The organism is Caulobacter endophyticus, from assembly GCF_029543245.1.
GTDB lineage: Bacteria > Pseudomonadota > Alphaproteobacteria > Caulobacterales > Caulobacteraceae > Caulobacter > Caulobacter endophyticus_A.
The window spans coordinates 56,500-78,126 of the sequence record NZ_JARQWV010000025.1 but is presented as its reverse complement, the minus strand read 5'-3'; the positions used below and the strand labels follow the sequence as shown (position 1 = coordinate 78,126).

The window sequence follows — 21,627 nt, the reverse complement described above, 5'->3', positions numbered from 1 at the left end:
GGGGGGGGGGGGGGGTGGGGGTGTGGGGGCCCCCGGCCCGCGCCCCCCCCCGGGGGGGGGGGGGGGCGGGGGCTCTCGGGGGGGGGGGGGGGGGGGGGCCCGGGACGGAGTGCGGCGTTCGCCCCCTCCACCGCTTCGCGGTCCCCCTCCCCCGCATGCGGGGGAGGAACTTCAGGATCAAGCCGCCTTGCGACGGCCCAGCATCAGGGTGCCGAGGATCGAGCCGAGGGTCTCGGGCAGGTCCTTGCGGGCGGTGACGCGGTCGACCATGCCCTTCTCGACGAGGTACTCCGAGCGCTGGAAGCCCGGCGGCAGGGTCTCACGGATGGTCTGCTCGATGACGCGCGGACCGGCGAAGCCGATCAGGGCGCCCGGCTCGGCCAGGTGCACGTCGCCGAGCATGGCGTAGGAGGCGGTGACGCCGCCGGTGGTCGGGTCGGTGAGGACCACGACATAGGGCAGGGCCGCGTCGTTCAGCTCGTTGATGGCCAGGGTGGTGCGGGCCATCTGCATCAGCGACAGGGCGCCTTCCTGCATGCGCGCGCCGCCGGCGGCGGTGAAGGCGACCAGCGGGACCTGCCGCTGCAGGGCGGCCTTGGCGGCGGCGATGAAGCCTTCACCGGCGGCCATGCCCAGGGAACCGCCCATGAAAGCGAAGTCCTGCACCAGCACGACGGCGTCGACGCCGGCGATCTTGCCGTAGCCGATGGCCATGGCGTCCTGCTCGCCGGTGCTCTTGCGCGCGGCGGCCAGGCGGTCCTTGTAGGGCTTGCCGTCCGAGAACTTCAGCGGGTCCTCGACGACCGACGGGGTCGGCAGGGCCTCGTACTGGCCCTCGTCGAAGGTGAACTTGAAGCGCGCTTCAGGACCGATGCGCATGTGGCGTCCGGCCGGGGTGACCCACAGGGCCGCCTCCAGGTCGGAGCGGTAGATCATCTCGCCCGTGTCGGGGCACTTGACCCAGAGGTTCTCGGGCGTCTCGCGCTTGGCGAAGGCCCCGCGCACGCCGGGGGCGATACGCGACAGCCAACCGCCTCGGCGGTCGGTCGAGCTCTTGGTCTTGTCGCCCTTCTTGGGGCCTTGGGGTTCAGCCATCGCCATAGCCTTACAGCCTCACACCGTATCTTGTCGCGCGGATCGCACAGCCTTAGCCAGCTCCGACGCCTTGGAAAGAACCTTTTGGGTCACGTTTTCGTTCAGCTTGCCCGCTGATTCAATCTCGTCGACCAGCGCCGAGCCCACGACGGCGGCGTCGGCGACCCGGGCCACCTCGGCGGCGCGCTCGGCCGTGCGGATGCCAAAGCCAACCGCCACAGGCAGTTGCGCGGCCGCGCGCAGGCGCTCGACGGCGGGCGCGACAGCATCGGCGTCGGCTTCCTTGACGCCGGTCACGCCGGCCACCGACACGTAGTAGACGAAGCCCGAGGTGCGGCGCACGACGGCCGGCAGGCGCTTTTCGTCGGTCGTCGGCGAGGCCAGGCGAATCAGCGAGATGCCTTCGGCTTCCAGCGCGTCGCTCAGCGGATCGGCTTCCTCCGGCGGGCAGTCGACGACGATCAGGCCGTCGACGCCGGCTTGGGCGGCGTCTTTGGCGAAGACGTCGAAGCCCTTGTTCACCAACGGGTTCAGATAGCCCATCAGGATCAGCGGGGTGTCCTGGTCGCCTTCGCGGAAGGCGCGGGCCAGCTCGAGCGTGCCGTTCAGGGTCATCTTGCCGGCCAGGGCGCGCTGGCTGGCGCGCTGGATGGTCGGGCCCTCGGCCATCGGGTCCGAGAACGGGAAGCCCAGCTCGATCAGGTCGGCGCCGGCGGCCGGCAGGCCTTTGAGGATCTCCAGCGCGGTCGCGGCGTCGGGATCGCCGGCCATCACATAGGCGACGAAGCCGGCGCGGTTCTCGGCCTTCAGCGCCGCGAAACGGCGGTCGATGCGGTCTTTGGTCATGGAAGCCTTCGGATCGCCAGAGCTTAGATCGAGCGCCCGAGCGCGTCGGCCACGGTGAAGATGTCCTTGTCGCCACGGCCCGACAGGCACATGACGATCACGCCGCCCTCGCCGATCTCCTTGGCCAGCTGCGGCAGCTTGGCCAGCGCGTGGGCGCTTTCCAGGGCGGGGATGATACCCTCGAGTTCGGCGCACAGCTGGAAGGCCTTCAGCGCCTCGTCGTCGGTGCAGGTCAGGTACTGGGCGCGGCCGATGTCGTGCAGGAACGAGTGCTCCGGACCGATGCCCGGATAGTCGAGGCCGGCGCTGATCGAGTGGGCGTCGAGGATCTGGCCGTCGTCGTCCTGCAGCAGGTAGGTGCGGTTGCCGTGCAGCACGCCCGGACGCCCGCCGGTCAGCGAGGCGGCGTGCTTGTCGGTGTCGAGACCATGGCCCGAGGCTTCCACGCCGTAGATCTTCACGCTCTCGTCGCCGAGGAACGGGTGGAACATGCCGATGGCGTTGCTGCCACCCCCAACGCAGGCGACGACGGCGTCAGGCAAACGGCCTTCCAGTTCCTGGATCTGCTCGCGGGTCTCGGCGCCGATCACTGCCTGGAAGTCGCGGACCATGGCCGGATAGGGGTGCGGGCCGGCGGCGGTGCCGATCAGGTAATAGGTGTCTTCGACGTTGGTCACCCAGTCGCGCATGGCCTCGTTCATGGCGTCCTTGAGGGTCGCGGCCCCCGAGGTCACCGGACGCACTTCGGCGCCCAGGAGGTTCATGCGGAAGACGTTGGGCTTCTGCCGGGCGACGTCGACGGCGCCCATATAGACGATGCAGGGCAGGCCAAAGCGCGCCGACACGGTCGCGCTCGCCACGCCGTGCTGGCCGGCGCCGGTCTCGGCGATGATCCGGGTCTTGCCCATGCGCTGGGCCAGCAGGATCTGGCCCATGCAGTTGTTGATCTTGTGCGCGCCGGTGTGGTTCAGCTCTTCGCGCTTGAAGTAGATCTTGGCGCCGCCGAAATGGCGGGTCAGGCGCTCGGCGAAATAGAGCGGCGAGGGACGGCCCACGTAGTGGGTCAGGTAGCCGCGCAGCTCGGCCTGGAAGGCCGGATCGTTCTTGGCTTCCTGGTAGGCCTTGTCCAGCTCGAGCACGAGCGGCATCAGGGTTTCGGCCACATACAGGCCGCCGAACTCGCCGAAGCGCCCCTTGGCGTCGGGATAGGCGGACCAGTCGTTGGGCTTGGCAGGAGCGTTCACGGGCGTTTCCAGTTAGGTCAGGCGCGTTTGACGGCGTCGAGAAACGCCGTGATCAGAGCCGGGTCCTTTAGGCCCGGACCGCGTTCCACGCCAGAGGAAACGTCCACCAGCGGGGCTCCGGAGGCGGCCACGGCGGCGCCCACGTTCCACGGATCCAGGCCGCCGGCGAGGAAATGCGGGCGAGAAAATCGCCGGCCTTGCAGCAGGCTCCAGTCGAACCTTGCGCCGGTGCCGCCGGGCAGGGCGGATCCTTCCACCGGCCGGGCGTCGAAAAGAAACTGCTCGGCCAAGGTCTCGTAAGCCTTGGCCTGGTCGACGTCGGCGGATGATGAGACCGAGAAGGCCTTGATGACGCCGACGCCGCTGCGCTGGGCGATCTCGCGCACGCGGCTGGGGGTCTCCTTGCCGTGCACCTGGATCAGGTCGGGGCGCATGGTGGCCATCAGCCGGTCGATCAAGGCGTCGTCGGGATCGACGGTGACCGCCACGGTCTGCACGCCGCGGCCGCGCACCGGTTCCACGAGACGGGCGGCGGTCTCGGGCTCGACGTTGCGGGGGCTCCTGGCGAAGAAGACGAAGCCCAGATAGGCCGCGCCGCCGTCGAAGGCGGTCTTCACCGTCTCCGGCGTCGAGAGCCCGCAGATCTTGGCCTTGGTGGTCATCGGGGAGAGTTACGGTGCGTAAGCCCGCCGCGCAACCCCCGCCGCCGTTCTCATTGCAGCGTGAACACCCCGTTGACCGCCTTCCATTCGGCCGGGCCGATCAGCCGGCCGTGGGCCACCTGCACCGAGTGCAGCACCCCGTCCAGTTCGCGACTCCAGAAGTCGAGGAAGCCCTTCAGGGTGGGGAACTTCGGGGCCAGATCGTACTCCTGCCAGACATAGAGCTGCAGCAGGTGCGGGTGGTCGGGCAGGTGGTAGCAGATGTTGGCCGTGGTCAGGCCGTAGCCCAGCATCTGCAGTTCGAACGCGCGGGAAGTCATCGAGAGCAGCCTTTCGACAACGGTTAAGCGTCACCGAGAAACCGTCCGCCTACGGGGCGAGTCGCTCAAGACGGCAGGGCGTCGCACCTCCGGATTCCTTCTCCCCTTGCGGGAGAAGGTGGCGCCGAAGGCGTCGGATGAGGGGTCGAAAGGCCTCTCCGCAAGCTTCTGAGAGACCCCTCACCCGACCCGCTGCGCGGGCCACCCTCTCCCGCAAGGGGAGAGGGATCCGTCATCAATCCCGCACCAGGCCGCCGTCGACCACCAGGTTCTGGCCCGTCACCGCCCGGGCCCAGGGGCTGGCGAAGAACAGCACCGCGTCGGCGAACTCGGCCGGGGTGGTGACCGAGCGCAGCGGGGTCATGCCGGCGATCAGGTCGAAGACCGGCTCGGGCGTGGCGGCGCTGGCGCCGGTGACGCGCAGCAGGCCGCCGGAGACCATGTTGACCGTGATGCCGGCCGGGCCCAGGTCGCCGCAGGCCGTGCGGGTCAGCGACAGCAGGGCGGCCTTGACGGCGGTGTAGTCGTGATAGGGCACGACCGGGTTCTGGAAGAGGTTGGTGCCCACGTTGATGACGCGGCCGAAACCGGCGTCTGCCATGTCGGGGGCTGCGGCCTGGATGACGTTCAGCGCGCCCTTCAGGACCGTCAGGTTCTGCTTTTCGAAGTCCTCCCAGGCGATGCTGGCCAGATGCGCGCGGGCGTCGCCGTTGAAGCTGTAGTCGAGGGCGTTGTTGACCACCGTGGTCACATGGCTTCCGAAGGCCTGCTTGGCGGCGGCCAGCATGGCCTCGACGGCGGCGCGGTCGGCGACGTCGGCCTGGACGGCGATGGCGCGCCCGGGGCCGCCCAGCTCGGCGGCGAGCGCTTCGGCGGCGTCCTGGCTGGCGCGGTAGTTGACGACGACGCGGGCGCCCTGGCGGGAAAAGGCGCGGGCGATCTCGGCCCCCAGGCCCCGGCCGGCGCCGGTGACGAGGACGATCTGGTCGGACAGCTGCATTCTTTACTCCTGGAACTCGGCCCAGCAGGTTGTTAGCGGAGTTCGGGGCGAAAACCTCGTCCTTCGACAGGCTCAGGATGAGGTTTTGCCAAGGCTCGTGGGGCGGATCTGGTCCTCACCCTGAGCCTGTCGAAGGGCGAGGACCACGCAAAGGGGAGGAGGTCCTACCTTCGTTCGTCCAGGCTGGCGACGACGCCGAGCTCGGGCGAGGGCGGGGTGGGCAGGGGCGCGACGGCCTCGAGCCGGCAGACCAGCCCCTCCTCGCGCCAGTCCATGCGGACGTGACCGCGCAGCTCGCCGCGCAGGCTGCGCTCGATCAGCCGCGAGCCGAAACCGCGCCGCGTAGGCGCCCCCTCGACCCTGGGGCCGCCGGCCTCGGTCCAGGTCAGCGACAGGGCCCGCGTCGCCTCGTCGAACCGCCAGGCCACCGCCACCGAGCCGTCCAGATTGGACAGCGCCCCGTACTTCAGGGCGTTGGTGGCCAGTTCGTGGAAGACCAGCGACATGGTCAGGGCCCCGCCCGGCGGCAGGAAGCAGGGCGGTCCGGCCACCGACACCCGGCCAGCCGCGGCGGTGAACGGCGCCAGGGCCCGCTGGGCCACCTCGCACAGATCCGCTCCGTGCCAGCTCTCGCGGGTCAGCACGTCGTGGGCCAGCGACAGCCCCAGCAGGCGCAGCTCGAACTTCTCGAACGCGGTGACCGGGTCGGGCTCGTTGCGCAGGGTCTGGGCGGCCATCGACTGGACGGTGGCCAGGGTGTTCTTCACGCGGTGGTTCAGCTCGTTGATCAGGAGGCGCAACTGGCCCTGGTGACGCTCCTGCTCGGCCTCGACCACCTTGCGGGCGGTGATGTCGGCGATGATCGCCACCAGATAGGCCAGGCCCCCGCGCGGCTGCACCTTGGAGACGGTCAGGCGGATCCACAGCACCTCGCCGTCGCCGGCGATCAGCCGGCGCTCGGCGGCGTAGGTGTCGAGCCGGCCGGCCAGCAGGGCCTTCACGTGGGCTTGCGCGCCAGGCAGGTCCTGCGGCGCGATCAGCTCGGCGGCGTTGCCGGCGATAAGGACCTCGCGCGTGCGGCGGGTAATGGCGCAGAAGCGGTCGTTGACCTCGAGGAACACCCCGCGCGGCGAAATCCGCGCCACGCCCATGGCGGCCTGCTCGAACACCGCCTTGTAGCGGGCCTCGGCCGCCTCCAGCCGCAGGCGCGCCTCGACGGCGGCGGTGACCACCTCGGTATAGAGCACAAGGCCCCCGACCGCGCCCGCGTCGGTGCGCCAGGGGGCCATCGACCAGCGAATCCACTCGACCCGGCCATGGCGGTCGACATAGCGGTCGCCGCCGTCCTCGCGCAGCTCGACCCCCTCGTTCAACACCCGCGCATGCAGGTCGCGCCAGAACTGCGGGATCTCGGGAAACACCTCGTAGTGCACGCGTCCCAGCAGCGGCAGGTCGGCCGGCAGGCCCTGGTCGGTCAGGTACTGGGCCGAGTGGGCGAGATACCGCATCGACCGGTCGAAGATGGCGATCCCCATCGGCGCATGCATCAGCGCCGTGGTCAGGCTGGGCGAGACCGTATCGATCATCGGTCCGGGCGGTCTCCGAGGGGAGCAGGCGGCAAGGGCGATATCATGGCCCCGTTCGCGCATGAGGTGAAAGGGCCAATTCTCGCGTCGGCGCCCAGATGCTCCCCCTGAAGGGGGAGCTGTCGCGAAGCGACTGAGGGGGAAGGGATTGCTGCGTCTGCGGCCGTCGCTGTCCCATCAGACACTTCCCCCTCCGGCCTTCCGGGCCACCTCCCCCTTCAGGGGGAGGATCTTGAGAGAGCGCCTTCCTGGGCCTTGTGCCCAGGATCCATGGTTCAGCCTGCTCAGACCTTTCGTGTTCGGCCGCCGTCTGAGTAGCGGCCGCCATGGGCCCTCGCCACAAGGGCGAGGGAGGCGTCGATGTGGGGCGAACGCCCCGCGTTTCAGAAAAGCACCTGGGTCTCCGCTTTCGCGGGGATTGGACGGGTGGGAGGCGAGCTTGTGTGGCGCCCAGGCCCCCCTACTCCCCCGCTTCCACCGGCTGGTCGTAAGCCGCCATCATCGCCATGTTGAGGATCTTCGACACCGAGGCCCCCAGCGGGCAGATCTGCACCGACTTCGACAGGCCCAGCAGCACCGGGCCGATCACCGTGGCGCCGCCCAGCGACTGGACGAGCTTGGTCGAGATCGAGGCGGCGTGGATGGCCGGCATGATCAGGATGTTGGCGCTGTCGGTCAGGCGCATGAACGGGTAGGCGAGGCGCTTTTCGGGGTCGAGGGCCAGTTCGGGGGGCATTTCGCCCTCGTATTCGAACTCGACGCCCATCTCGTCCAGCGTGGCCACGGCCTGGCGCACCTTGTCGGAGCGCTCGCCCATGGGGTTGCCGAAGGTGGAGTAGCTCATGAAGGCCACGCGCGGCTTGAAGCCCAGGCGGGTGACGGCCGAGGCGGCCTCGCAGGCGATCTCGACCAGCTCGTCGGCGTCGGGCAGCTCGGTGACGTTGGTGTCGGCCACGAAGATGGTGCGGCCCTTGGCCAGCACGACCGACATGCCCATGATCCGGCCGCCGGGGGCGGGGTCGACGACGCGCAGCACTTCGTCCAGAGCCTGGTCGAAGCTGCGGGTGACGCCGGTGACCATGCCGTCGGCCTCGCCCATGCTGACCATCGAGGCGGCGAAGCTGTTGCGGTCCTGGTTGATCAGGCGCTGGACGTCGCGCTTGAGGAAGCCCTGGCGCTGGAGCCGGGCGTAGAGGGCGTCGACATAGTCGGGGTTGCGGTCGGAGAGGCGGGCGTTGTGGATTTCGAGCCCCGAGGTCTCCGGATCCAGGCCCACGAGCTTCATGTTCTCGTGCACCAGGTTCTCGCGGCCGCAGAGGATGGCCTTGCCGTAGCCGCCGGTCTGGAAGGCGTAGGCGGCGCGGATGACGCTGGGCTCTTCACCCTCGGCGAAGACGATGCGCTTGGGCTTGGCCATCACCGAGCCGGCGATCTTCTGCAGGAAGCCGGCGGTGGGGTCGAGGCGCTGGGCCAGGCTCTGGCGGTAGGCCTCCATGTCGGCGATCGGCTTGCGGGCCACGCCCGTGTCCATGGCCGCCTGGGCCACGAACGGCGGCACGTACCAGATCAGGCGCGGATCGAAGGCCGAGGGGATGATGTAGTCGGGGCCGAACTTCAGCTGGCGGCCGTGATAGGCGGCGGCCACCTCGTCGGGCACGTCCTCGCGGGCCAGCATCGCCAGGGCCTGGGCGCAGGCGATCTTCATCTCGTGATTGACGCGGCGGGCCCGCACGTCGAGGGCGCCGCGGAAGATGTAGGGAAAGCCCAGGACGTTGTTGACCTGGTTGGGATAGTCGCTGCGGCCCGTGCCCATGATGGCGTCGGGGCGCACGCGGTGCACCTCTTCCGGAGTGATCTCCGGATCGGGATTGGCCATGGCGAAGATCACCGGATTGGGCGCCATGCTGGCGATCATCTCAGGCGTGAACGCGCCCTTGGCCGACAGGCCCAGCAGCACGTCGGCGCCCTGGACGGCCTCGGCGAGCGTGCGCTTGTCGGTGTCGACGGCGTGGGCGCTCTTCCACTGGTTCATGCCGTCGGTGCGGCCGCGATAGAGCACGCCCTTGCTGTCGCAGGCGATGACGTTCTCGGGGCGCACGCCCATGGCCTTGATCAGGTCCATCGAGGCGATGCCGGCCGCGCCGGGGCCGTTCAGCACCACCTTGATGTCGGCCAGGTTCTTGCCGGTGATGTGGCAGGCGTTGATCAGGCCAGCGGCGCAGATGATGGCGGTGCCGTGCTGGTCGTCATGGAACACCGGGATGTCGAGCAGCTCCTGCAGCTCGGTCTCGATGCGGAAGCACTCGGGGCTCTTGATGTCTTCCAGGTTGATGCCGCCGAAGGTGACGCCGATGTTCTTGACGACGGTGATGATCTCGTCGGCGTCTTTTGTGGTGACCTCGATGTCGATGCTGTCGACGTCGGCGAAGCGCTTGAAGAGGACGCTCTTGCCTTCCATCACCGGCTTGGAGGCCAGGGCCCCCAGGTCGCCCAGGCCCAGGATCGCCGTGCCGTTGGAGATCACCGCCACCAGGTTGCCCTTGGAGGTGTAGTCGTAGGCGGCGTCGGGGTCGGCGGCGATCGCGTGCACCGGCACGGCCACGCCGGGGGAGTAGGCGAGGCTGAGGTCGCGCTGGGTCGCCATCGGCTTGGTGGGGGTCACCGCCAGCTTGCCCGGCTGGGGATAGCGGTGGAAGGCCAGGGCCTCCGCGTCGGTGAAGGTCTTGCGTTCCGCGTCGCTCATGGCGGCGTTTCCTGTCCTGCGTAGCCAGTTGAAATGGACCCGCCGAACGATGCGACGCGTCCTTATGCGTAGGTCAGCCTAGCGACGGGTATGGCCGGCTACAACCGGACAATATCAAATGGTACCGGTACAAACGCTTGTTGGGCAAAGGTTTGCGGTTTCGCCGTCGCTCCCGCTACGGAAGCCCACCGGATAAATCCGTTGACCCCGGAGAGGGGGTGGGCGACGAGGCGCGGCGCAAGTTTCGTGGAGAAAACCTTAGTGTCCCAGTCCCCCGTTCGGATCGCCGTCGCCGGAGCCCTGGGCCGCATGGGCAAGGCCGTCTCCGCCACCCTGGAAGGCCGCGCCGACGCGATCGCCGTGGCCCGCTTCGACCGTCCGGGGGCGGAAGGCGAGGGCCTAGTGGCGCTGGAAAGCGCCCTGGCTGACGCCCAGGCGATCATCGACTTCACCATCCCCGAGGCCTCGGTGGCCCTGGCCGAGACCATCGCCGCGGCCGGCGGCGGGATCGCCCTGATCATCGGCTCGACCGGCTTCACGGCCGAGCAGGACGCGCGCCTGGCCAAGGCCGCCGAAAAGGTCACGATCGTGCGCTCGGGCAACTTCTCGCTGGGCGTCAACATGCTGATGGGCCTGGTGCGCCAGGCCGCCGCCGCCCTGCCGGCCAGCGACTGGGACATCGAGGTCTTCGAGGCCCACCACAAGCGCAAGATCGATGCGCCCTCGGGCACGGCCCTGATGCTGGGCCAGGCCGCCGCTGATGGCCGCGGCGTCGTTCTCTCCGAAGTGGAGGACCGCGCCCGCGACGGCGTCACCGGTCCGCGCAAGGAAGGCTCGATCGGCTTTTCGGTGGTGCGCGGCGGCGGCATCATCGGCGAGCACAGCGTGATCTTCGCCGGCGAGAGCGAAAGCCTGACCATCGCCCACTCGGCCATCGACCGCGGCCTGTTCGCGCGCGGCGCGGTGGCGGCGGCGGTGTGGGCGCAGGGCAAGGCGCCGGGGATCTACGACATGCAGCAGGTGCTGGGCTTCAAGGCGGTTTAGGACCGCCCGCTCCTTTCCCCCTTGATGGGGGAAGGGCCGGGGATGGGGGTGATCTGCTGAGCCGGCGGCCTGCGCGGCCTCCACCGTCGTAGCCACCCCCACCCCTGCCCCTCCCCCATCGAGGGGGAGGGGGATTTGTTTCGCCTTCGTCGCTTTCCTGACTTTTCTCGAACTCAGGCCTCACAAACGCCACGGGTTGCGGCATGGTGCGGCCGATGGCCGAGCCTCACGCCGACCCCGATTCCGTCACGAAACCCGCCAAGCCCGCGCGGAGCCCGCGCCTGAGCAAGGCCGCGCTGGCCGATGCGGGGCTGGAGGCGGCGTCGTTCGCCATGATGGCCTTCATCGCCCTGGGCATGTCGGCCTATGCCGGCCGGCGCGAAATCAGCCAGGCCCTGGCCGAGGCGTGGCTGGCCGAGCGCGGCATCGAGGGCCTGATCTCGGTCGAAAGCCTGGACGCCTCGGGCTTTGCCGGCTCGATCCGGCTGGGCCCCAAGAACGATCCCTATTTCTCGGCCAAGCGCATCGAGGTGGCCTACGACCTGCAAGCGCCGTGGTCGGGCGGGCCGTTCGCCATCGACACCCGGGCCGTGCGCATCACAAGCCCTCGGCTCCAGGCCCGCTATGACGGGCAAAAGCTGACCTTCGGCAAGTTGCAGCCGCTGATCGACGAGGCGCTGAAGTCGCCCGGCGAGGAAAAGGAAGGCGGGCCGGCGGTGCTGGTCGAGGACGCCCGCGTCACCTTGCAGACCCCCGGCGGCGTGGCCCGTCTGATCGGCGACGCCAGCCTCGACGACGGCCAGCTGCTGCGGCTGGACGCGGCGATCGCGGCCATGCGCTACGCCACCGGCGACCTGCAGGTCGAGCTGCGCGGTGCGATGGTGAAGGCCCGCAAGCGCGGCGACCGCCTGTCGCTCGAGGCCCGCGCGCAGATCGACGCCCTCGACGCCGAGCAGATGGACCTCGAAGGCGCCGACGCCCGGGTCGAGGCCGATGTCGCCTATCCCGATCTCAAGCGCCTGGCCGCCACGGGGCCGGCCGACGTCAAGCTGTCGATCAAGGCCCAGGGCCTGCGCGCGGGCGAGACCAGCCTCGACGACGTCGAGACCCGCCTGACCCTGGCGGGCCTGGTGGCCGGCAACTTCACCCAAGGCGGCGCGGCGGCGCGGCTGTCGGGCCAGGCCCGGGCCGGACGGGTGGTGGCGCCGGGGCTGGAGGCCCGCAGCTTCACCGCCGAGCTCGACAGCGACGCCCTGCGGGTGGATTTCGACAAGGCCGGCGCCCGGGTGCTGGGGCCGGCGCGCCTGCGCGGCACGGCCGAGCGGGCGGTGGCCGGCGGCGCGGCCCTGACCCGCACGGCCGTCGACATCAAGTCCAAGACCTTCGTGTTCTCGGCGCCCAAGGGCCGGCCGATGAGCGTGTCGGGTCCGATCCAGGTGGCCGCCGGCGTCGGCCGCGCGGCGCGCGACGGCCTGGGGCTGTCGGCCCTGGTGCTGGACGCCAAGGGCCGCTTCCAGGCAGGCGAGACCCTGAATCTTACCCTGGAGGGCCGGGCCGGGGCCGACGGGGCGGTGGCCGCCCCCGACGCCGAGCGCCTGACCGCCGGCCTGCCCAGCCCCGAATATGCGGCGGCGGCCCGCAAGGCCCTGGCCGACTTCTCGCTCGACGCCGACGACCTGCGCCTGGAGATCGGCGAGGGCCGCGTGGCCGCCTTCGCCGGCAAGCCGGTGACCCTGGCGGCGGCCAGCGGCGCCAAGGCGACCCTGACCCCCGGCGGCGGGCGGTTGATGGAGAGCCTGCATGGCGTCTCGCGCGGGGCCGCGACCCTGGCGCTGGGCGGCGGCGGCTTGCCCGAGCTGACCCTGACCGCCAGCGACTGGCGGGCCGATGCGCGGGGCTTTTCCTCGCCCGTCACCCTGGCCGGCAAGCTGGACGTGCCGCCGGCGCAAGGGATCAGCGCCACGATCAAGGGTCAGGCCCGCGCCGCCGGCGGCGTGTTCGACTTCCGCCTGGCCGGCTGCACCCCGGTCACGGTGGCGGCCATCGAGGCGGGCGAGGCCGGAGAGCGGCCGATCCAGGACATCGCCCTGGACGTCTGCCCCGTCGCCGCGCCGCTGGTGCGGGTGGCCAATGGCCGCTGGGAGGCCCAGGCCCGCTTCGCCAACGGCCGTGGCACGATCACGGCCGCCGAGGCTAAAGCAGAAGGCGTGGCCGGAACCTTCGTCGGCGGCGGTCAGGGCTTCGACCGCGCCGAGGTGCGGCTGACCGAAGGCCGGCTGATCGACGCGGCCTCGGCCAAGCGCTTCGAGCCGGTCAAGGCGACGGGTAGGCTCAACCTGGCCTCGGGCGTGTGGAGCGGCGGCGTCGACGTCGGCACGACCAGCGGCTTTGCGCTCGGCCGCATCGACATCCGGCATGGTGTGGAGAGCGGCCGCGGCTCGGCGCTGATCGACGCCTCGAACATCGTCTTCACCAAGGAGGCGGGGCTGCAGCCGGTGGCGGTCAGCCCGATGGCCGCCTTCGCCAGCGAGGCCGAAGGCAAGGCTAGCTTCCGCGGCCGCTTCGACTGGACCGACAAGGGCGTGACCAGCAGCGGCGAGGTCTCGACTGAGGGGCTCGACTTCCGCGCCAGCCCGCTGGGCTTCGTGGCGACCCTGGCCGGCGACGTGAAGTTCGACAGCCTGGCGCCGCTGACCAGCGTCCCCGACCAGAGCCTGAAGATCACCCGCATCGACTCCATAGTGCCGCTGGAGTCCGTGGAGGGCGTGTTCACCCTGGGCGCCACCTCGCTGAAGGTGTCCCGCGCCCAGTTGACGGCTGCCAAGGGCAGGATCTCGATCGAGCCAATCGATGTGCCTCTGGACGGCGGCCCGATCACCGGCGTCATCGTCATCGACGGCCTGGACCTGGGCGAGCTGACCGCCGGCTCGACCCTGGCCGAGAAGGTCAAGCTGGACGCGGTGGTCTCGGGCCGCCTGCCGTTCCAGTTCAGCGACAAGGGCTTCAAGCTGCTGGACGGCAAGCTGTCGGCCATCAAGCCCGGCCGCATCTCGATCGCCCGCGAGGCCCTGACCGGCGTCGAGGCCAACCAGGGCGAAAGCGACAGCCCGGGCAACCCCAACAACCAGCCGCCCGCCGACGCGCCGGTCAACGCCATCCAGGACTTCGCCTACCAGGCCATGGAGAACCTGGCGTTCGACACCCTGGAGGCGGGCGTCAATTCCACGCCGAACGGGCGCCTGGGCATGCTGTTCCACATCAAGGGCGAGCACGATCCGAAGGTCGCCGAGAAGGCCCGGGTGGGCATTCTGGAGCTGATCCGCGGCAAGGCCTTCCAGCGACGGATCCCGCTGCCGGCCAAGACGCCGGTGGACCTGACGCTCGACACCTCGCTCAATTTCGACGAGCTTCTGGCCGCCTGGGGCCGTCGCTTCGCCGAAGAGACCGAGGAAACACGCCGTTCAGCGCCGGTTCAGCCGTGACCGCGCAACCTCATCCCCGAATTGGAGACAAAGCCATGCACAAGCGCGTCCTGATCGCGACCCTGCTGGCGGCGGGAGGCCTTGCGGCCTGCACCCCGACCGTCCGCGTCAAGGTCGACCCGATCAACATCTACGCCAAGCTGGACGCCGACGTGCGGGTGCGGCTGGACAAGGAAGTCCAGACGCTGATCCAGCAGAACCCGAACCTGTTCTAACAAGGAGGAACCGCCATGATCCGCAAGACGATGACGGTTTTGGCCATCGCCGCCGCCCTGGGCGCGGTCGCCGCCGCCCCCGTGATGGCCCAGTCGGCCGCCGCCAAGGCCGCCGTTGACGCCGCCAAGTCCGCCGGCACGGTCGGCGAGCAGGCCGACGGCTTCCTCGGCATCGTGTCGGGCGGCGACGCCGACCTGCGCGCCGCCGTGGCCGAGATCAACACCGGCCGCGCGGCCGTCTACAAGGACACCGCCGCCAAGACCGGCGTCACCGCCGACGCCGCCGGCCAGGCCACCGCCAAGCAGCTCTACGCCCGCCTGGGCGCCGGCCAGTACTGGAAGCCGCTCGGCGGCGGCTGGGTGAAGAAGTAAAAGACCCTCTCCCTGAAGGGAGAGGTGTCCGCGAAGCGGACGGAGAGGGAAGCGGCCGCCAGACCGGCCCCCTCTCCGGAAGCTGAAAACGTCCACCCTCCGGCCCTCCGGGCCACCTCCCCCAGAGGGGGAGGATCTTGGCTTACCGCGGCGCCATGCGGATGCCGCCGTCCAGGCGCACGTCCTCGCCGTTGAAGTAGCCGCAGGTGATCATGGTGAGCGCCAGCTGGGCGTATTCGGCCGGGTCGCCCAGGCGCTTGGGGAAGGGCACGCTGGCGGCCAGGGCCGCCTTCACGTTTTCCGGCGCGGCGTTCATCAGCGGGGTGTTGAAGATGCCCGGCAGGATGGTGTTGACGCGGATGCCGTCGTTCATCAGGTCGCGGGCGATCGGCAGGGTCATGCCGATGACGCCGCCCTTGCTGGCCGAATAGGCCGCCTGGCCGACCTGGCCGTCCTCGCCCGCCACGCTGGCGGTGTTGACGATGGCGCCGCGCTCGCCGTCTTGCAGCGGCTCGAGGTCGAGCATGCCCTTGGCCGACTTGGCGATGCAGCGGAAGGTGCCCACCAGATTGATCTGGATGACCTTGTCGAAGGCGTCGAGCGGGAAGTGCTTGGTCTCGCCGGTGGCCTTGTCGCGGCTGGCGGTCTTGGCGGCGTTGCCGACCCCGGCGCAGTTGACCAGGATCCGCTCCTGGCCGTGGGCGGCGCGGGCCTTTTCGAAGCCGGCGTCGACATCGGCGTCGCTGGTGACGTTGACCTTGCAGTAGACGCCCCCGATCTCCTTGGCGACCTCTTCGCCGCGAGCCTCGTTCATGTCGAAGATGGCGACCTTGACGCCCTGGGCGGCGAGGGCGCGGGCGGTGGCCTCGCCCAGGCCCGAGGCGCCCCCGGTGACGACGGCGGCGACGGTGTTGTCGAGTTTCATGGACGTTTCCCCTGGGGTTGCGTTTAATTGATGTGTTGAGGAGCGGTTTAACCCGATGAGCGCCGACGCCAAACCATCCCCCGACGTCAACGGCGGCGTGACGCCCGACGACGTGCTGGACCCGAAGAAGGCGCTGGTCCCGGCGACGGTGCGGGTCAACGAGCAGCGGGTGGCGCGCGGCTTCTGGCCGAAGATCCGCAAGGTGGCCGCCAAGGTGCCGTTCGCGGCCGACGCCCTGTCGCTGTGGTGGTGCGCGAAGGATCCGGAAACGCCAACGGCGGCCAAGGGCATGATGTTCGCGGCCCTGGCCTATTTCGTGCTGCCCACCGACGCCATTCCCGACGTGCTGCCGGCGCTGGGCTTCACCGACGATGCGGCCGTTATCGCCGCCCTGCTGGCCATCGTCGGCAAGAACCTGAAGACCCGCCACAAGGACGCCGCCCAGGCCTTTCTGAGCAAGCTCTCCAAGGATGACTGACACGGTTCTGTGGGCGATCTGCGGCGCGTGCGCCCTGGCCTATGGCCTGGTGCTGGTCGAGCGCCCGCCATCGTTCCTGCGCACGCTGGTCAAGACGGCCGCCACCGGCGCCCTGGCGGTGCTGGCCTATCTGGAGGGCGGCACGGTGCTGCTGGCCGTGGCCCTGACGCTGTGCGCCCTGGGCGACGCCTTCCTGGCCGGCGATCCCAAGCGCTGGCTGCCGTTCGGCCTGGCGGCGTTCCTGGCCGGGCACGTCGTCTATGTGATCGTCTTCTGGCGCGAGCGCACGGCGCCCAGCCAGGCCTTCTTCGTGCTGGCCCCGGTCGCGGCCCTGGTCGGCGCGGTGATGTTGCGGCGGCTGTGGGGATCGCTGGGACCGCTGCGGCCGGCGGTGCTGGCCTATGTGGCGGCGATCCTGGCCATGGTGGTCTCGGCGGCGGCCCTGCCGACGCTGCGCTGGCCGGCGACCGTCGGGGCCGTGGCCTTCATGGCCTCGGACGCGATCCTGGCCTTCGACCTTTTCAAGGGCGCGAAACTGTTCGGCTCGGCGAGGCTCACGGCCTGGGCCGTGTGGTTCCTCTATATCGGCGGCCAGGCGGGGATCGTCGTGGGGATGCTGCGCTGACCCTGATCCCTCTCCCCTTGCGGGAGAGGGTGGCCTGCGAAGCAGGTCGGGTGAGGGGTCTCTCAGACCGATCCGCTTTGGCGGCGGGCAGGCCAGGCGAGGCGTCTCATGTTTGAGAGACCCCTCATCCGACGGCCTTCGGCCGCCACCTTCTCCCGCAAGGGGAGAAGGGTCTTTAGTAAGCGCCTTCGTCGAACAGCTTGCCGATGTCGCCGCCCCACGGGCCGTGGAACTTTTCCAGCAGGCGTTCGGCCGGGGTGATCCCGCTGTCGGCGATCTCTTCCAGTTCGCCCAGATAGATCGACTCGTCGAGGAAGCCGCCGTTCAGCTGGCCGCGGGCCTTCAGGCCCTGCTTGGCGATGGCGACGAAGTCCTTGGCGACGTCCTGCACGGTGCGGCCGGCGACCTTGGCCTTCAGACCTTGGGTCGGCACGTCGCGGCGCAGGCCTTCGCGGTCTTCGACCGTCCAGTCCTTGGCCAGGTCCCAGGCCGCCGCGAGCGCCGCATCGTCGTAGAACACGCCGGTCCACAGGGCGGGCAGGGCGCACAGGCGGCTCCAGGGGCCCGCATCGGCGCCGCGCATTTCCAGATAGGTCTTCAGGCGAACTTCCGGGAAGGCGGTGGTGGCGTGGTCGGCCCAGTCCTTGATGGTGGCGCGCTCGCCGCCGACTTCCTCGATCTTGCCGTCGATGAAGTCACGGAAACTGCGGCCGGCCAGGTCGATATAGCGGTCGCCGCGCTTGGCGAAGTACATCGGCACGTCGAGCATGTACTGGGCGTAGCGCTCGAAGCCGAAGCCGTCCTCGAACACGAACGACAAGAGGCCCGTGCGGTCGGCGTCGGTGTCGGTCCAGACGTTGGCGCGCGACGACAGGAAGCCGTTGGGCTTTCCTTCCGTGAACGGAGAATTGGCGAACAGGGCCGTGGCGATCGGCTGCAGGGCCAGGCTCATGCGGAACTTGGCGACCATGTCGGCTTCGCTCTCGAAGTCGAGATTGGCCTGCACCGTGCAGGTGCGCAGCATCATGTCGAGGCCGAGGTTGCCGACCTTGGGCATGTAGTTGCGCATGATCACGTACCGGCCCTTGGGCATCACCGGCACTTCCTCGCGCTTCCACTGCGGCGAGAAGCCGACGCCGAGGAAGCCCAGGCCCAGCTCATCGGCCACGGTCTTGACCTCGTCGAGGTGCCCGCCGGTCTCCTCGCAGATGTCGTGCATGGTCAGCAGCGGGGCGCCCGAGAGCTCGAACTGGCCGCCGGGCTCGAGGCTGACATTGGCGCCGTTGCGCTCGAGGCCGATGATCACATCGCCCTCCATCACCGGCTTCCAGCCGAAGCGCTGCAGGCCCACCAGCAGGGCGTGCACGCCCTTGTCGCCGTAGTAGGGCACCGGCGCGTGGGAACCGAGATAGAAGCCGAACTTCTCGTGCTCGGCGCCGACGCGGAAGGCCGACTTGGGCTTGCAGCCCTTGGCGAAATAGGCGGTCAGGTCTTCGAGGGTCAGCGGGCGCTGATCCAGGCTGGCGGTGTCGGCCATCGCCGTCTCCCCTAAAAACAGATGCTACAGGAGGGGAGGGGCCCAATTCCCCCCGACCGCCACGAAACGCGTGGAGCGCAGTTGGGCGCTGTCTTAGCCGACCTCAAGAGGGTCCGCTACAATTAGCGTTACCGTTCGGTCTCGCCTCGGCGGACGTCGGACGGGGCGCGACGAAAATCCCTGTTCTGGGACGCGCCGAAAAATCCTAAGCATGGCGTCGAGAAGCCTGCGGCGAGGCCGCGGACGGGGGAGGGGAAGATGAAGTTCGCACCGTTGCTCACGGCCTTGGTCCTGGTCGCCGCGCCGGCCCTGGCCCAGGAGCAGACGCCCGGGGCGGGATACATCGCCGCCGCCCAGGAGGCCGCCAAGGCAGGCAACAAGGACGAGGCCTTCCGGCAGATGGAGCTGGCGGCCAAGGCGGGAAACGTGCTGGTCGCCTATTTCCTGGCCCGCGCCTACGAGAGCGGCGGCGACGTCGCCAAGGACGAGGTCAAGGCGCTGGCCTATCTGCGGCAGGCGGCCGACGGCGGCCACATGGACGCCGAGTATCGCCTGGGCGTGCGCTATCTGAACGGCCAGGGCCTGGCGGCGGACCGGGACAAGGGCGTCGACTATCTTGTCCGCGCCGACCGGCACGGCTCGATGCCGGCTTTCAACGAACTGGCCAGGATCGCCAAGGCCGAGGACGACAAGCTTGTCTGCGCCAAGGCGGCGATCGAGCGCCTGGGTTACGAGCGCGCCAAGACCACCATGGCGATGTTCGGCAAGGCCAACGAGTATGTGCGTGCGGCAGGCTCGGGCGGCGATTTCGTCGCGCTGTACGGCCCCGACGACAGCGGCATGATCGCCGCGACACGCTATCGCGCCGTCCGGCTCAAGATCGACGGCTACAGCGTCGCGCGGCCCAAGCAGGTGTCGGGCGGCGCGTCGAGCGTGACCTTCTACGAGTACGAGGGCCGTGGCGCGCCCTCGGCTCAAGGGGCCAAGGACGCCGAGTTCGTGAACAAGGCCTGTGGGCTTTAGGCGCGCCAGTCCCCCGCCGCGGCCTGCCACAGGGTCATGGCGCTGATCGCGGCGGTGTCGGCCCGCAGAATGCGCGGGCCCAGCGACACCGGCGTCACGAACGGCAGCGAGCGCAGGCGCTCGCGCTCCTCGGGGGAGAAGCCGCCTTCGGGGCCGATCAGGATGGCGGCGGGATCGCCGGTTCCGGCCAGGGCCTGGATGGCGGGCTTGGCGTCGCCGCCCTCGTCGCAGAACACCAGACGCCGGCTCTCGTCCCAGCCGTCGAGGATCTTGTCGAGCTTCTCGGGATCCAGGATCGCCGGCACGTCGAGGCGGCCGGTCTGCTCGGCGGCCTCCATGGCGATGGCGTCCAGGCGCGCCAGCTTCATGTAGTCGACATTGGTGCGGCGGGTGACCGTCAGGCGCACCCGGCGGGCGCCCAGTTCGGCGGCCTTCTCGACGATGGTCTCGACCCGGCCGCGCTTGACCATGGCGACGATGAGGTCGAGGTCGGGCGGGGTGACCTGCGGGCGGGTCTGCTCCTCGGCCTTCAGCAGGCAGCCGCGCTTGCCGGCGTCGACCAGGCTGGCGCGCCACTCGCCGTCGGTCCCGTTGAACACCAGGATCTCGGCGCCGACGCCAAGGCGCATGACCTGGACGAGATAGCGCGACTGCTCCTGGGTCGGAGCGATTCCGGCGTCCTTGGACAGCGGCTGGGGCACGAAGAGGCGGATCATGCGCTCCTTCTAGCCCAGGTTTCTATTTCGGGGGTAGGCTCGTTCCCATGAGCAAGGACCGCGACTACGACGAGGAACTGCGCGACCTTCAGATCGCGCTGATCGCCCTGCAGAAGCACGCCATGGACAAGCAGTGGAAGCTGCTGGCGATCTTCGAGGGCCGCGACGCCGCCGGCAAGGACGGCGCCATCGCCCGCATCACCGAGCATCTGCACCGGCGCCAGACCATCGTCGCGGCCCTGCCCAAGCCAAGCGACCGCGAGGTCAGCGAGTGGTACTTCCAGCGCTATGTGGAATGGCTGCCGGCCTGCGGCGAGGCGGTGATCTTCAACCGCTCCTGGTACAATCGGGCCGGGGTCGAGCGGGTGATGGGCTTTTCCACGCCCCAGCAGCAGGAGCAGTTCCTGCGCGACGTGCCCGGCTTCGAGCGGATGCTGGTGGAGAGCGGCATGCGCTTTTCCAAGTTCTGGCTCGACATCGGCAAGGAGACGCAGGCCGAGCGGCTGAAGGCCCGGCGCGAGGATCCGCTGAAGGCCTTCAAGACCAGCCCGCTGGACGCCGTCGCCCAGGAGAAGTGGGACGACTACACCGCCGCCCGCGACGACATGCTGACCCGAACCCACACCGAGGCCGCGCCCTGGGTGTGCGTGCGCGCCGACCACAAGAAGGCCGCCCGGCTGAACATCATCCGCTGGCTGCTGCACGCGGCCGCGCCTAGCGGGGCGGCCGGCAAGAAGATCCTCAAGGGCGTGCCCGAGCCCGATCCGGAAGTGATCTTCCGCTTCGAGCCGGCGGCGCTGAGCGACGGGCGGCTGGCGCGGTAGGGGGGGGGCGTCTCTCACACCGTCATCCCGGCCGGAGCGCGTAGCGCGCAGAGCCGGGACCCAGGGGCCGCCGCATCGCGTTTGCGACCGCCTGGGCGGTGGCTGCATCTACGAGCCCAGTCCCCTGGGTCCCGGATAAGCCCTGCGGGCTTTCCGGGATGACGAACCTTGGAGGACCTAGACCGTCGGCGCGGCGCAGACGCCGTCCGCGCAGCCATCCGCAGCCTCGGCCGATCCCGCAGTCGCCGCGGCCTCTCCCGACTGCACCAGGGCCTGGACGGCTGCGCCCAGGGTCAGGTCGGGCGGGTGGCCGAACAGCTTGTGCACGAGGCGGCCCTGGCGGTCGAACAGCAGCAGGCTGGGCGTGCCCTGCAATGCGTAGGCCCGCATAGTCTGGGGAATGGGTCCGCCGCTGGGGTCAGGGGCGTCGATGCCGACCGGGAACCTGATGCGGTATTCGTGCAGGAAGGCCTCCAGCGCCGCGGGGGTATTGGCCTCGTGGTGCTCGAACACCGTGTGCAGGCCGATCACCGCCAGGTCGGTCTCGGCGAAGGCCTCGCGCAGGCGCTGGGCCTGGGGCAGGGCGTTGGCCACGCAGCCGGGGCACAGCATCTGGAAGGCATAGACCGCCACCACCCGGCCGGCGAGGGCGGGCGGTCCGTCGGAGTTGAACCAGCGGGTGGTGATCAGGGGCGGGGGCGTGGGCAGCGGCTTCATCGAGGGCCTCGTGGCTTGCCCGCTAATAGATGGGTGAAGCCGAGCGCGCGCCCAGGCCTGGGTTCGGACAATCCCGCCGTGATCGCGCGGCGCAAACCGTCTAGCCCGTATCGAGGGCCTCCCCTCGATCCGTTCTTTCCCGCCTTCGCGGGGAAACTCGTTCAGAAGCGACC

20 protein-coding genes and 2 pseudogenes are annotated in these 21,627 nt (G+C 69.8%); 9 read left to right on the top strand and 13 right to left on the bottom strand.

Annotated elements, in window-relative coordinates; translation table 11 throughout:
* Positions 1–177 precede the first annotated feature (177 nt).
* Genes P7A99_RS20915 through P7A99_RS20895 form a run of 5 tightly spaced genes read right to left on the bottom strand, consistent with a single transcriptional unit; the run spans position 178 to position 4,167 of the window.
* Positions 178–1,101, bottom strand: coding sequence for an acetyl-CoA carboxylase carboxyltransferase subunit beta (locus P7A99_RS20915; RefSeq protein WP_277795680.1), 924 nt, complete (start codon positions 1,099–1,101; stop codon positions 178–180).
* A 12-nt stretch (positions 1,102–1,113) separates the two neighbouring features.
* The gene (gene trpA / locus P7A99_RS20910) at positions 1,114–1,941 is read right to left on the bottom strand and encodes a tryptophan synthase subunit alpha (RefSeq protein WP_277795679.1); all 828 of its coding nucleotides are present in this window, start codon (positions 1,939–1,941) and stop codon (positions 1,114–1,116) included.
* A gap of 23 nt (positions 1,942–1,964) precedes the next feature.
* On the bottom strand, positions 1,965–3,185 hold the full coding sequence (trpB, locus tag P7A99_RS20905) for a tryptophan synthase subunit beta (protein ID WP_277795678.1): 1,221 nt from the start codon (positions 3,183–3,185) through the stop codon (positions 1,965–1,967).
* 17 nt (positions 3,186–3,202) lie between these two features.
* On the bottom strand, positions 3,203–3,847 hold the full coding sequence (locus tag P7A99_RS20900) for a phosphoribosylanthranilate isomerase (protein ID WP_277795677.1): 645 nt from the start codon (positions 3,845–3,847) through the stop codon (positions 3,203–3,205).
* Between the two features lie 50 nt (positions 3,848–3,897).
* Entirely contained in the window at positions 3,898–4,167 is a 270-nt protein-coding gene (locus P7A99_RS20895; protein ID WP_277795676.1) for an usg protein, read from the bottom strand.
* Between the two features lie 106 nt (positions 4,168–4,273).
* Here P7A99_RS20895 and P7A99_RS20890 point away from each other — a divergent pair.
* A pseudogene (locus P7A99_RS20890) lies at positions 4,274–4,395 on the top strand (hypothetical protein); the annotation flags it as partial.
* Between the two features lie 7 nt (positions 4,396–4,402).
* Here P7A99_RS20890 and P7A99_RS20885 read toward each other — a convergent pair.
* From P7A99_RS20885 to P7A99_RS20875, 4 genes and pseudogenes are all read right to left on the bottom strand, one after another.
* Positions 4,403–5,167 carry a 3-oxoacyl-ACP reductase gene (locus P7A99_RS20885; RefSeq protein WP_101716051.1) on the bottom strand — a complete coding sequence of 255 codons (765 nt, stop codon included), beginning with the start codon at positions 5,165–5,167 and terminating at the stop codon, positions 4,403–4,405.
* Positions 5,168–5,217: 50 nt separating this feature from the next.
* A pseudogene (locus P7A99_RS25270) lies at positions 5,218–5,314 on the bottom strand (hypothetical protein); the annotation flags it as partial.
* Positions 5,315–5,331: 17 nt separating this feature from the next.
* On the bottom strand, positions 5,332–6,753 hold the full coding sequence (locus tag P7A99_RS20880; RefSeq protein ID WP_277795675.1) for a sensor histidine kinase: 1,422 nt from the start codon (positions 6,751–6,753) through the stop codon (positions 5,332–5,334).
* Between the two features lie 460 nt (positions 6,754–7,213).
* Positions 7,214–9,496, bottom strand: coding sequence for an NADP-dependent malic enzyme (locus tag P7A99_RS20875; protein WP_277795674.1), 2,283 nt, complete (start codon positions 9,494–9,496; stop codon positions 7,214–7,216).
* A 261-nt stretch (positions 9,497–9,757) separates the two neighbouring features.
* On the opposite strand from P7A99_RS20875, the gene dapB reads away from it, so the two are divergent.
* The 4 genes from dapB to P7A99_RS20855 all read left to right on the top strand — a co-directional run bounded on the left by dapB (position 9,758) and on the right by P7A99_RS20855 (position 14,609).
* Positions 9,758–10,540 carry a 4-hydroxy-tetrahydrodipicolinate reductase gene (dapB, locus tag P7A99_RS20870; RefSeq protein WP_277795673.1) on the top strand — a complete coding sequence of 261 codons (783 nt, stop codon included), beginning with the start codon at positions 9,758–9,760 and terminating at the stop codon, positions 10,538–10,540.
* A gap of 215 nt (positions 10,541–10,755) precedes the next feature.
* Entirely contained in the window at positions 10,756–14,022 is a 3,267-nt protein-coding gene (locus tag P7A99_RS20865) for an intermembrane phospholipid transport protein YdbH family protein (protein WP_277795672.1), read from the top strand.
* Positions 14,023–14,057: 35 nt separating this feature from the next.
* Complete coding sequence (locus P7A99_RS20860) at positions 14,058–14,237, top strand: YnbE family lipoprotein (protein ID WP_058349385.1); 180 nt, start codon at positions 14,058–14,060, stop codon at positions 14,235–14,237.
* 15 nt (positions 14,238–14,252) lie between these two features.
* Positions 14,253–14,609 (top strand): YdbL family protein, encoded by a 357-nt coding sequence (locus tag P7A99_RS20855; RefSeq protein WP_277795671.1) that lies wholly within the window; start codon positions 14,253–14,255, stop codon positions 14,607–14,609.
* Between the two features lie 142 nt (positions 14,610–14,751).
* Here the strand turns inward: P7A99_RS20855 and P7A99_RS20850 are convergent, their stop codons facing one another.
* The gene (locus P7A99_RS20850; protein ID WP_277795670.1) at positions 14,752–15,534 is read right to left on the bottom strand and encodes an SDR family NAD(P)-dependent oxidoreductase; all 783 of its coding nucleotides are present in this window, start codon (positions 15,532–15,534) and stop codon (positions 14,752–14,754) included.
* 55 nt (positions 15,535–15,589) lie between these two features.
* On the opposite strand from P7A99_RS20850, the gene P7A99_RS20845 reads away from it, so the two are divergent.
* Together P7A99_RS20845 and P7A99_RS20840 are read left to right on the top strand one after the other, a co-directional pair.
* The gene (locus tag P7A99_RS20845) at positions 15,590–16,012 is read left to right on the top strand and encodes a YkvA family protein (protein ID WP_277795669.1); all 423 of its coding nucleotides are present in this window, start codon (positions 15,590–15,592) and stop codon (positions 16,010–16,012) included.
* Entirely contained in the window at positions 16,005–16,637 is a 633-nt protein-coding gene (locus P7A99_RS20840; RefSeq protein ID WP_277795668.1) for a lysoplasmalogenase, read from the top strand. Before P7A99_RS20845 ends, P7A99_RS20840 begins: the two co-directional genes overlap by 8 nt.
* Before the next feature lie 175 nt (positions 16,638–16,812).
* On the opposite strand, the gene P7A99_RS20835 is transcribed toward P7A99_RS20840, so the two are convergent.
* Positions 16,813–18,174 (bottom strand): glutamate--cysteine ligase, encoded by a 1,362-nt coding sequence (locus P7A99_RS20835; RefSeq protein WP_277795667.1) that lies wholly within the window; start codon positions 18,172–18,174, stop codon positions 16,813–16,815.
* A 258-nt stretch (positions 18,175–18,432) separates the two neighbouring features.
* Here P7A99_RS20835 and P7A99_RS20830 point away from each other — a divergent pair, with 258 nt between their 5' ends.
* A complete protein-coding gene (locus P7A99_RS20830; protein WP_277795666.1) occupies positions 18,433–19,197 on the top strand; it encodes a tetratricopeptide repeat protein in 765 nt (254 codons plus the stop codon).
* Here P7A99_RS20830 and P7A99_RS20825 read toward each other — a convergent pair.
* Positions 19,194–19,913 (bottom strand): 16S rRNA (uracil(1498)-N(3))-methyltransferase, encoded by a 720-nt coding sequence (locus P7A99_RS20825; protein ID WP_277795665.1) that lies wholly within the window; start codon positions 19,911–19,913, stop codon positions 19,194–19,196. The two genes, P7A99_RS20830 and P7A99_RS20825, sit on opposite strands and share 4 nt — an antisense overlap.
* Positions 19,914–19,960: 47 nt before the next feature.
* Here P7A99_RS20825 and ppk2 point away from each other — a divergent pair, with 47 nt between their 5' ends.
* Positions 19,961–20,737: a polyphosphate kinase 2 gene (gene ppk2 / locus P7A99_RS20820; protein ID WP_277795664.1), complete on the top strand. Its 777-nt coding sequence runs from the start codon at positions 19,961–19,963 to the stop codon at positions 20,735–20,737.
* Positions 20,738–20,914: 177 nt separating this feature from the next.
* Here ppk2 and P7A99_RS20815 read toward each other — a convergent pair whose 3' ends face one another.
* Positions 20,915–21,454, bottom strand: a complete 540-nt coding sequence (locus P7A99_RS20815) for a peroxiredoxin family protein (protein WP_277795663.1) — start codon at positions 21,452–21,454, stop codon at positions 20,915–20,917.
* Between the last annotated feature and the right edge of the window lie 173 nt (positions 21,455–21,627).

Excerpts from the sequence above, each read along its gene's own strand:
- P7A99_RS20860 (WP_058349385.1), top strand. The coding sequence starts at position 14,058 with ATGCACAAGCGCGTCCTGATCGCGACCCTGCTGGCGGCGGGAGGCCTT.
- P7A99_RS20815 (WP_277795663.1), bottom strand. The coding sequence starts at position 21,454 with ATGAAGCCGCTGCCCACGCCCCCGCCCCTGATCACCACCCGCTGGTTC.
- trpA (WP_277795679.1), bottom strand. The coding sequence starts at position 1,941 with ATGACCAAAGACCGCATCGACCGCCGTTTCGCGGCGCTGAAGGCCGAG.
- P7A99_RS20915 (WP_277795680.1), bottom strand. The coding sequence starts at position 1,101 with ATGGCGATGGCTGAACCCCAAGGCCCCAAGAAGGGCGACAAGACCAAG.
- P7A99_RS20865 (WP_277795672.1), top strand. The coding sequence starts at position 10,756 with ATGGCCGAGCCTCACGCCGACCCCGATTCCGTCACGAAACCCGCCAAG.
- P7A99_RS20850 (WP_277795670.1), bottom strand. The coding sequence starts at position 15,534 with ATGAAACTCGACAACACCGTCGCCGCCGTCGTCACCGGGGGCGCCTCG.
- P7A99_RS20880 (WP_277795675.1), bottom strand. The coding sequence starts at position 6,753 with ATGATCGATACGGTCTCGCCCAGCCTGACCACGGCGCTGATGCATGCG.
- P7A99_RS20835 (WP_277795667.1), bottom strand. The coding sequence starts at position 18,174 with ATGGCCGACACCGCCAGCCTGGATCAGCGCCCGCTGACCCTCGAAGAC.
- P7A99_RS20900 (WP_277795677.1), bottom strand. The coding sequence starts at position 3,847 with ATGACCACCAAGGCCAAGATCTGCGGGCTCTCGACGCCGGAGACGGTG.
- P7A99_RS20875 (WP_277795674.1), bottom strand. The coding sequence starts at position 9,496 with ATGAGCGACGCGGAACGCAAGACCTTCACCGACGCGGAGGCCCTGGCC.
- P7A99_RS20840 (WP_277795668.1), top strand. The coding sequence starts at position 16,005 with ATGACTGACACGGTTCTGTGGGCGATCTGCGGCGCGTGCGCCCTGGCC.
- P7A99_RS20895 (WP_277795676.1), bottom strand. The coding sequence starts at position 4,167 with ATGACTTCCCGCGCGTTCGAACTGCAGATGCTGGGCTACGGCCTGACC.
- P7A99_RS20830 (WP_277795666.1), top strand. The coding sequence starts at position 18,433 with ATGAAGTTCGCACCGTTGCTCACGGCCTTGGTCCTGGTCGCCGCGCCG.
- ppk2 (WP_277795664.1), top strand. The coding sequence starts at position 19,961 with ATGAGCAAGGACCGCGACTACGACGAGGAACTGCGCGACCTTCAGATC.
- P7A99_RS20885 (WP_101716051.1), bottom strand. The coding sequence starts at position 5,167 with ATGCAGCTGTCCGACCAGATCGTCCTCGTCACCGGCGCCGGCCGGGGC.
- P7A99_RS20845 (WP_277795669.1), top strand. The coding sequence starts at position 15,590 with ATGAGCGCCGACGCCAAACCATCCCCCGACGTCAACGGCGGCGTGACG.
- P7A99_RS20825 (WP_277795665.1), bottom strand. The coding sequence starts at position 19,913 with ATGATCCGCCTCTTCGTGCCCCAGCCGCTGTCCAAGGACGCCGGAATC.
- P7A99_RS20855 (WP_277795671.1), top strand. The coding sequence starts at position 14,253 with ATGATCCGCAAGACGATGACGGTTTTGGCCATCGCCGCCGCCCTGGGC.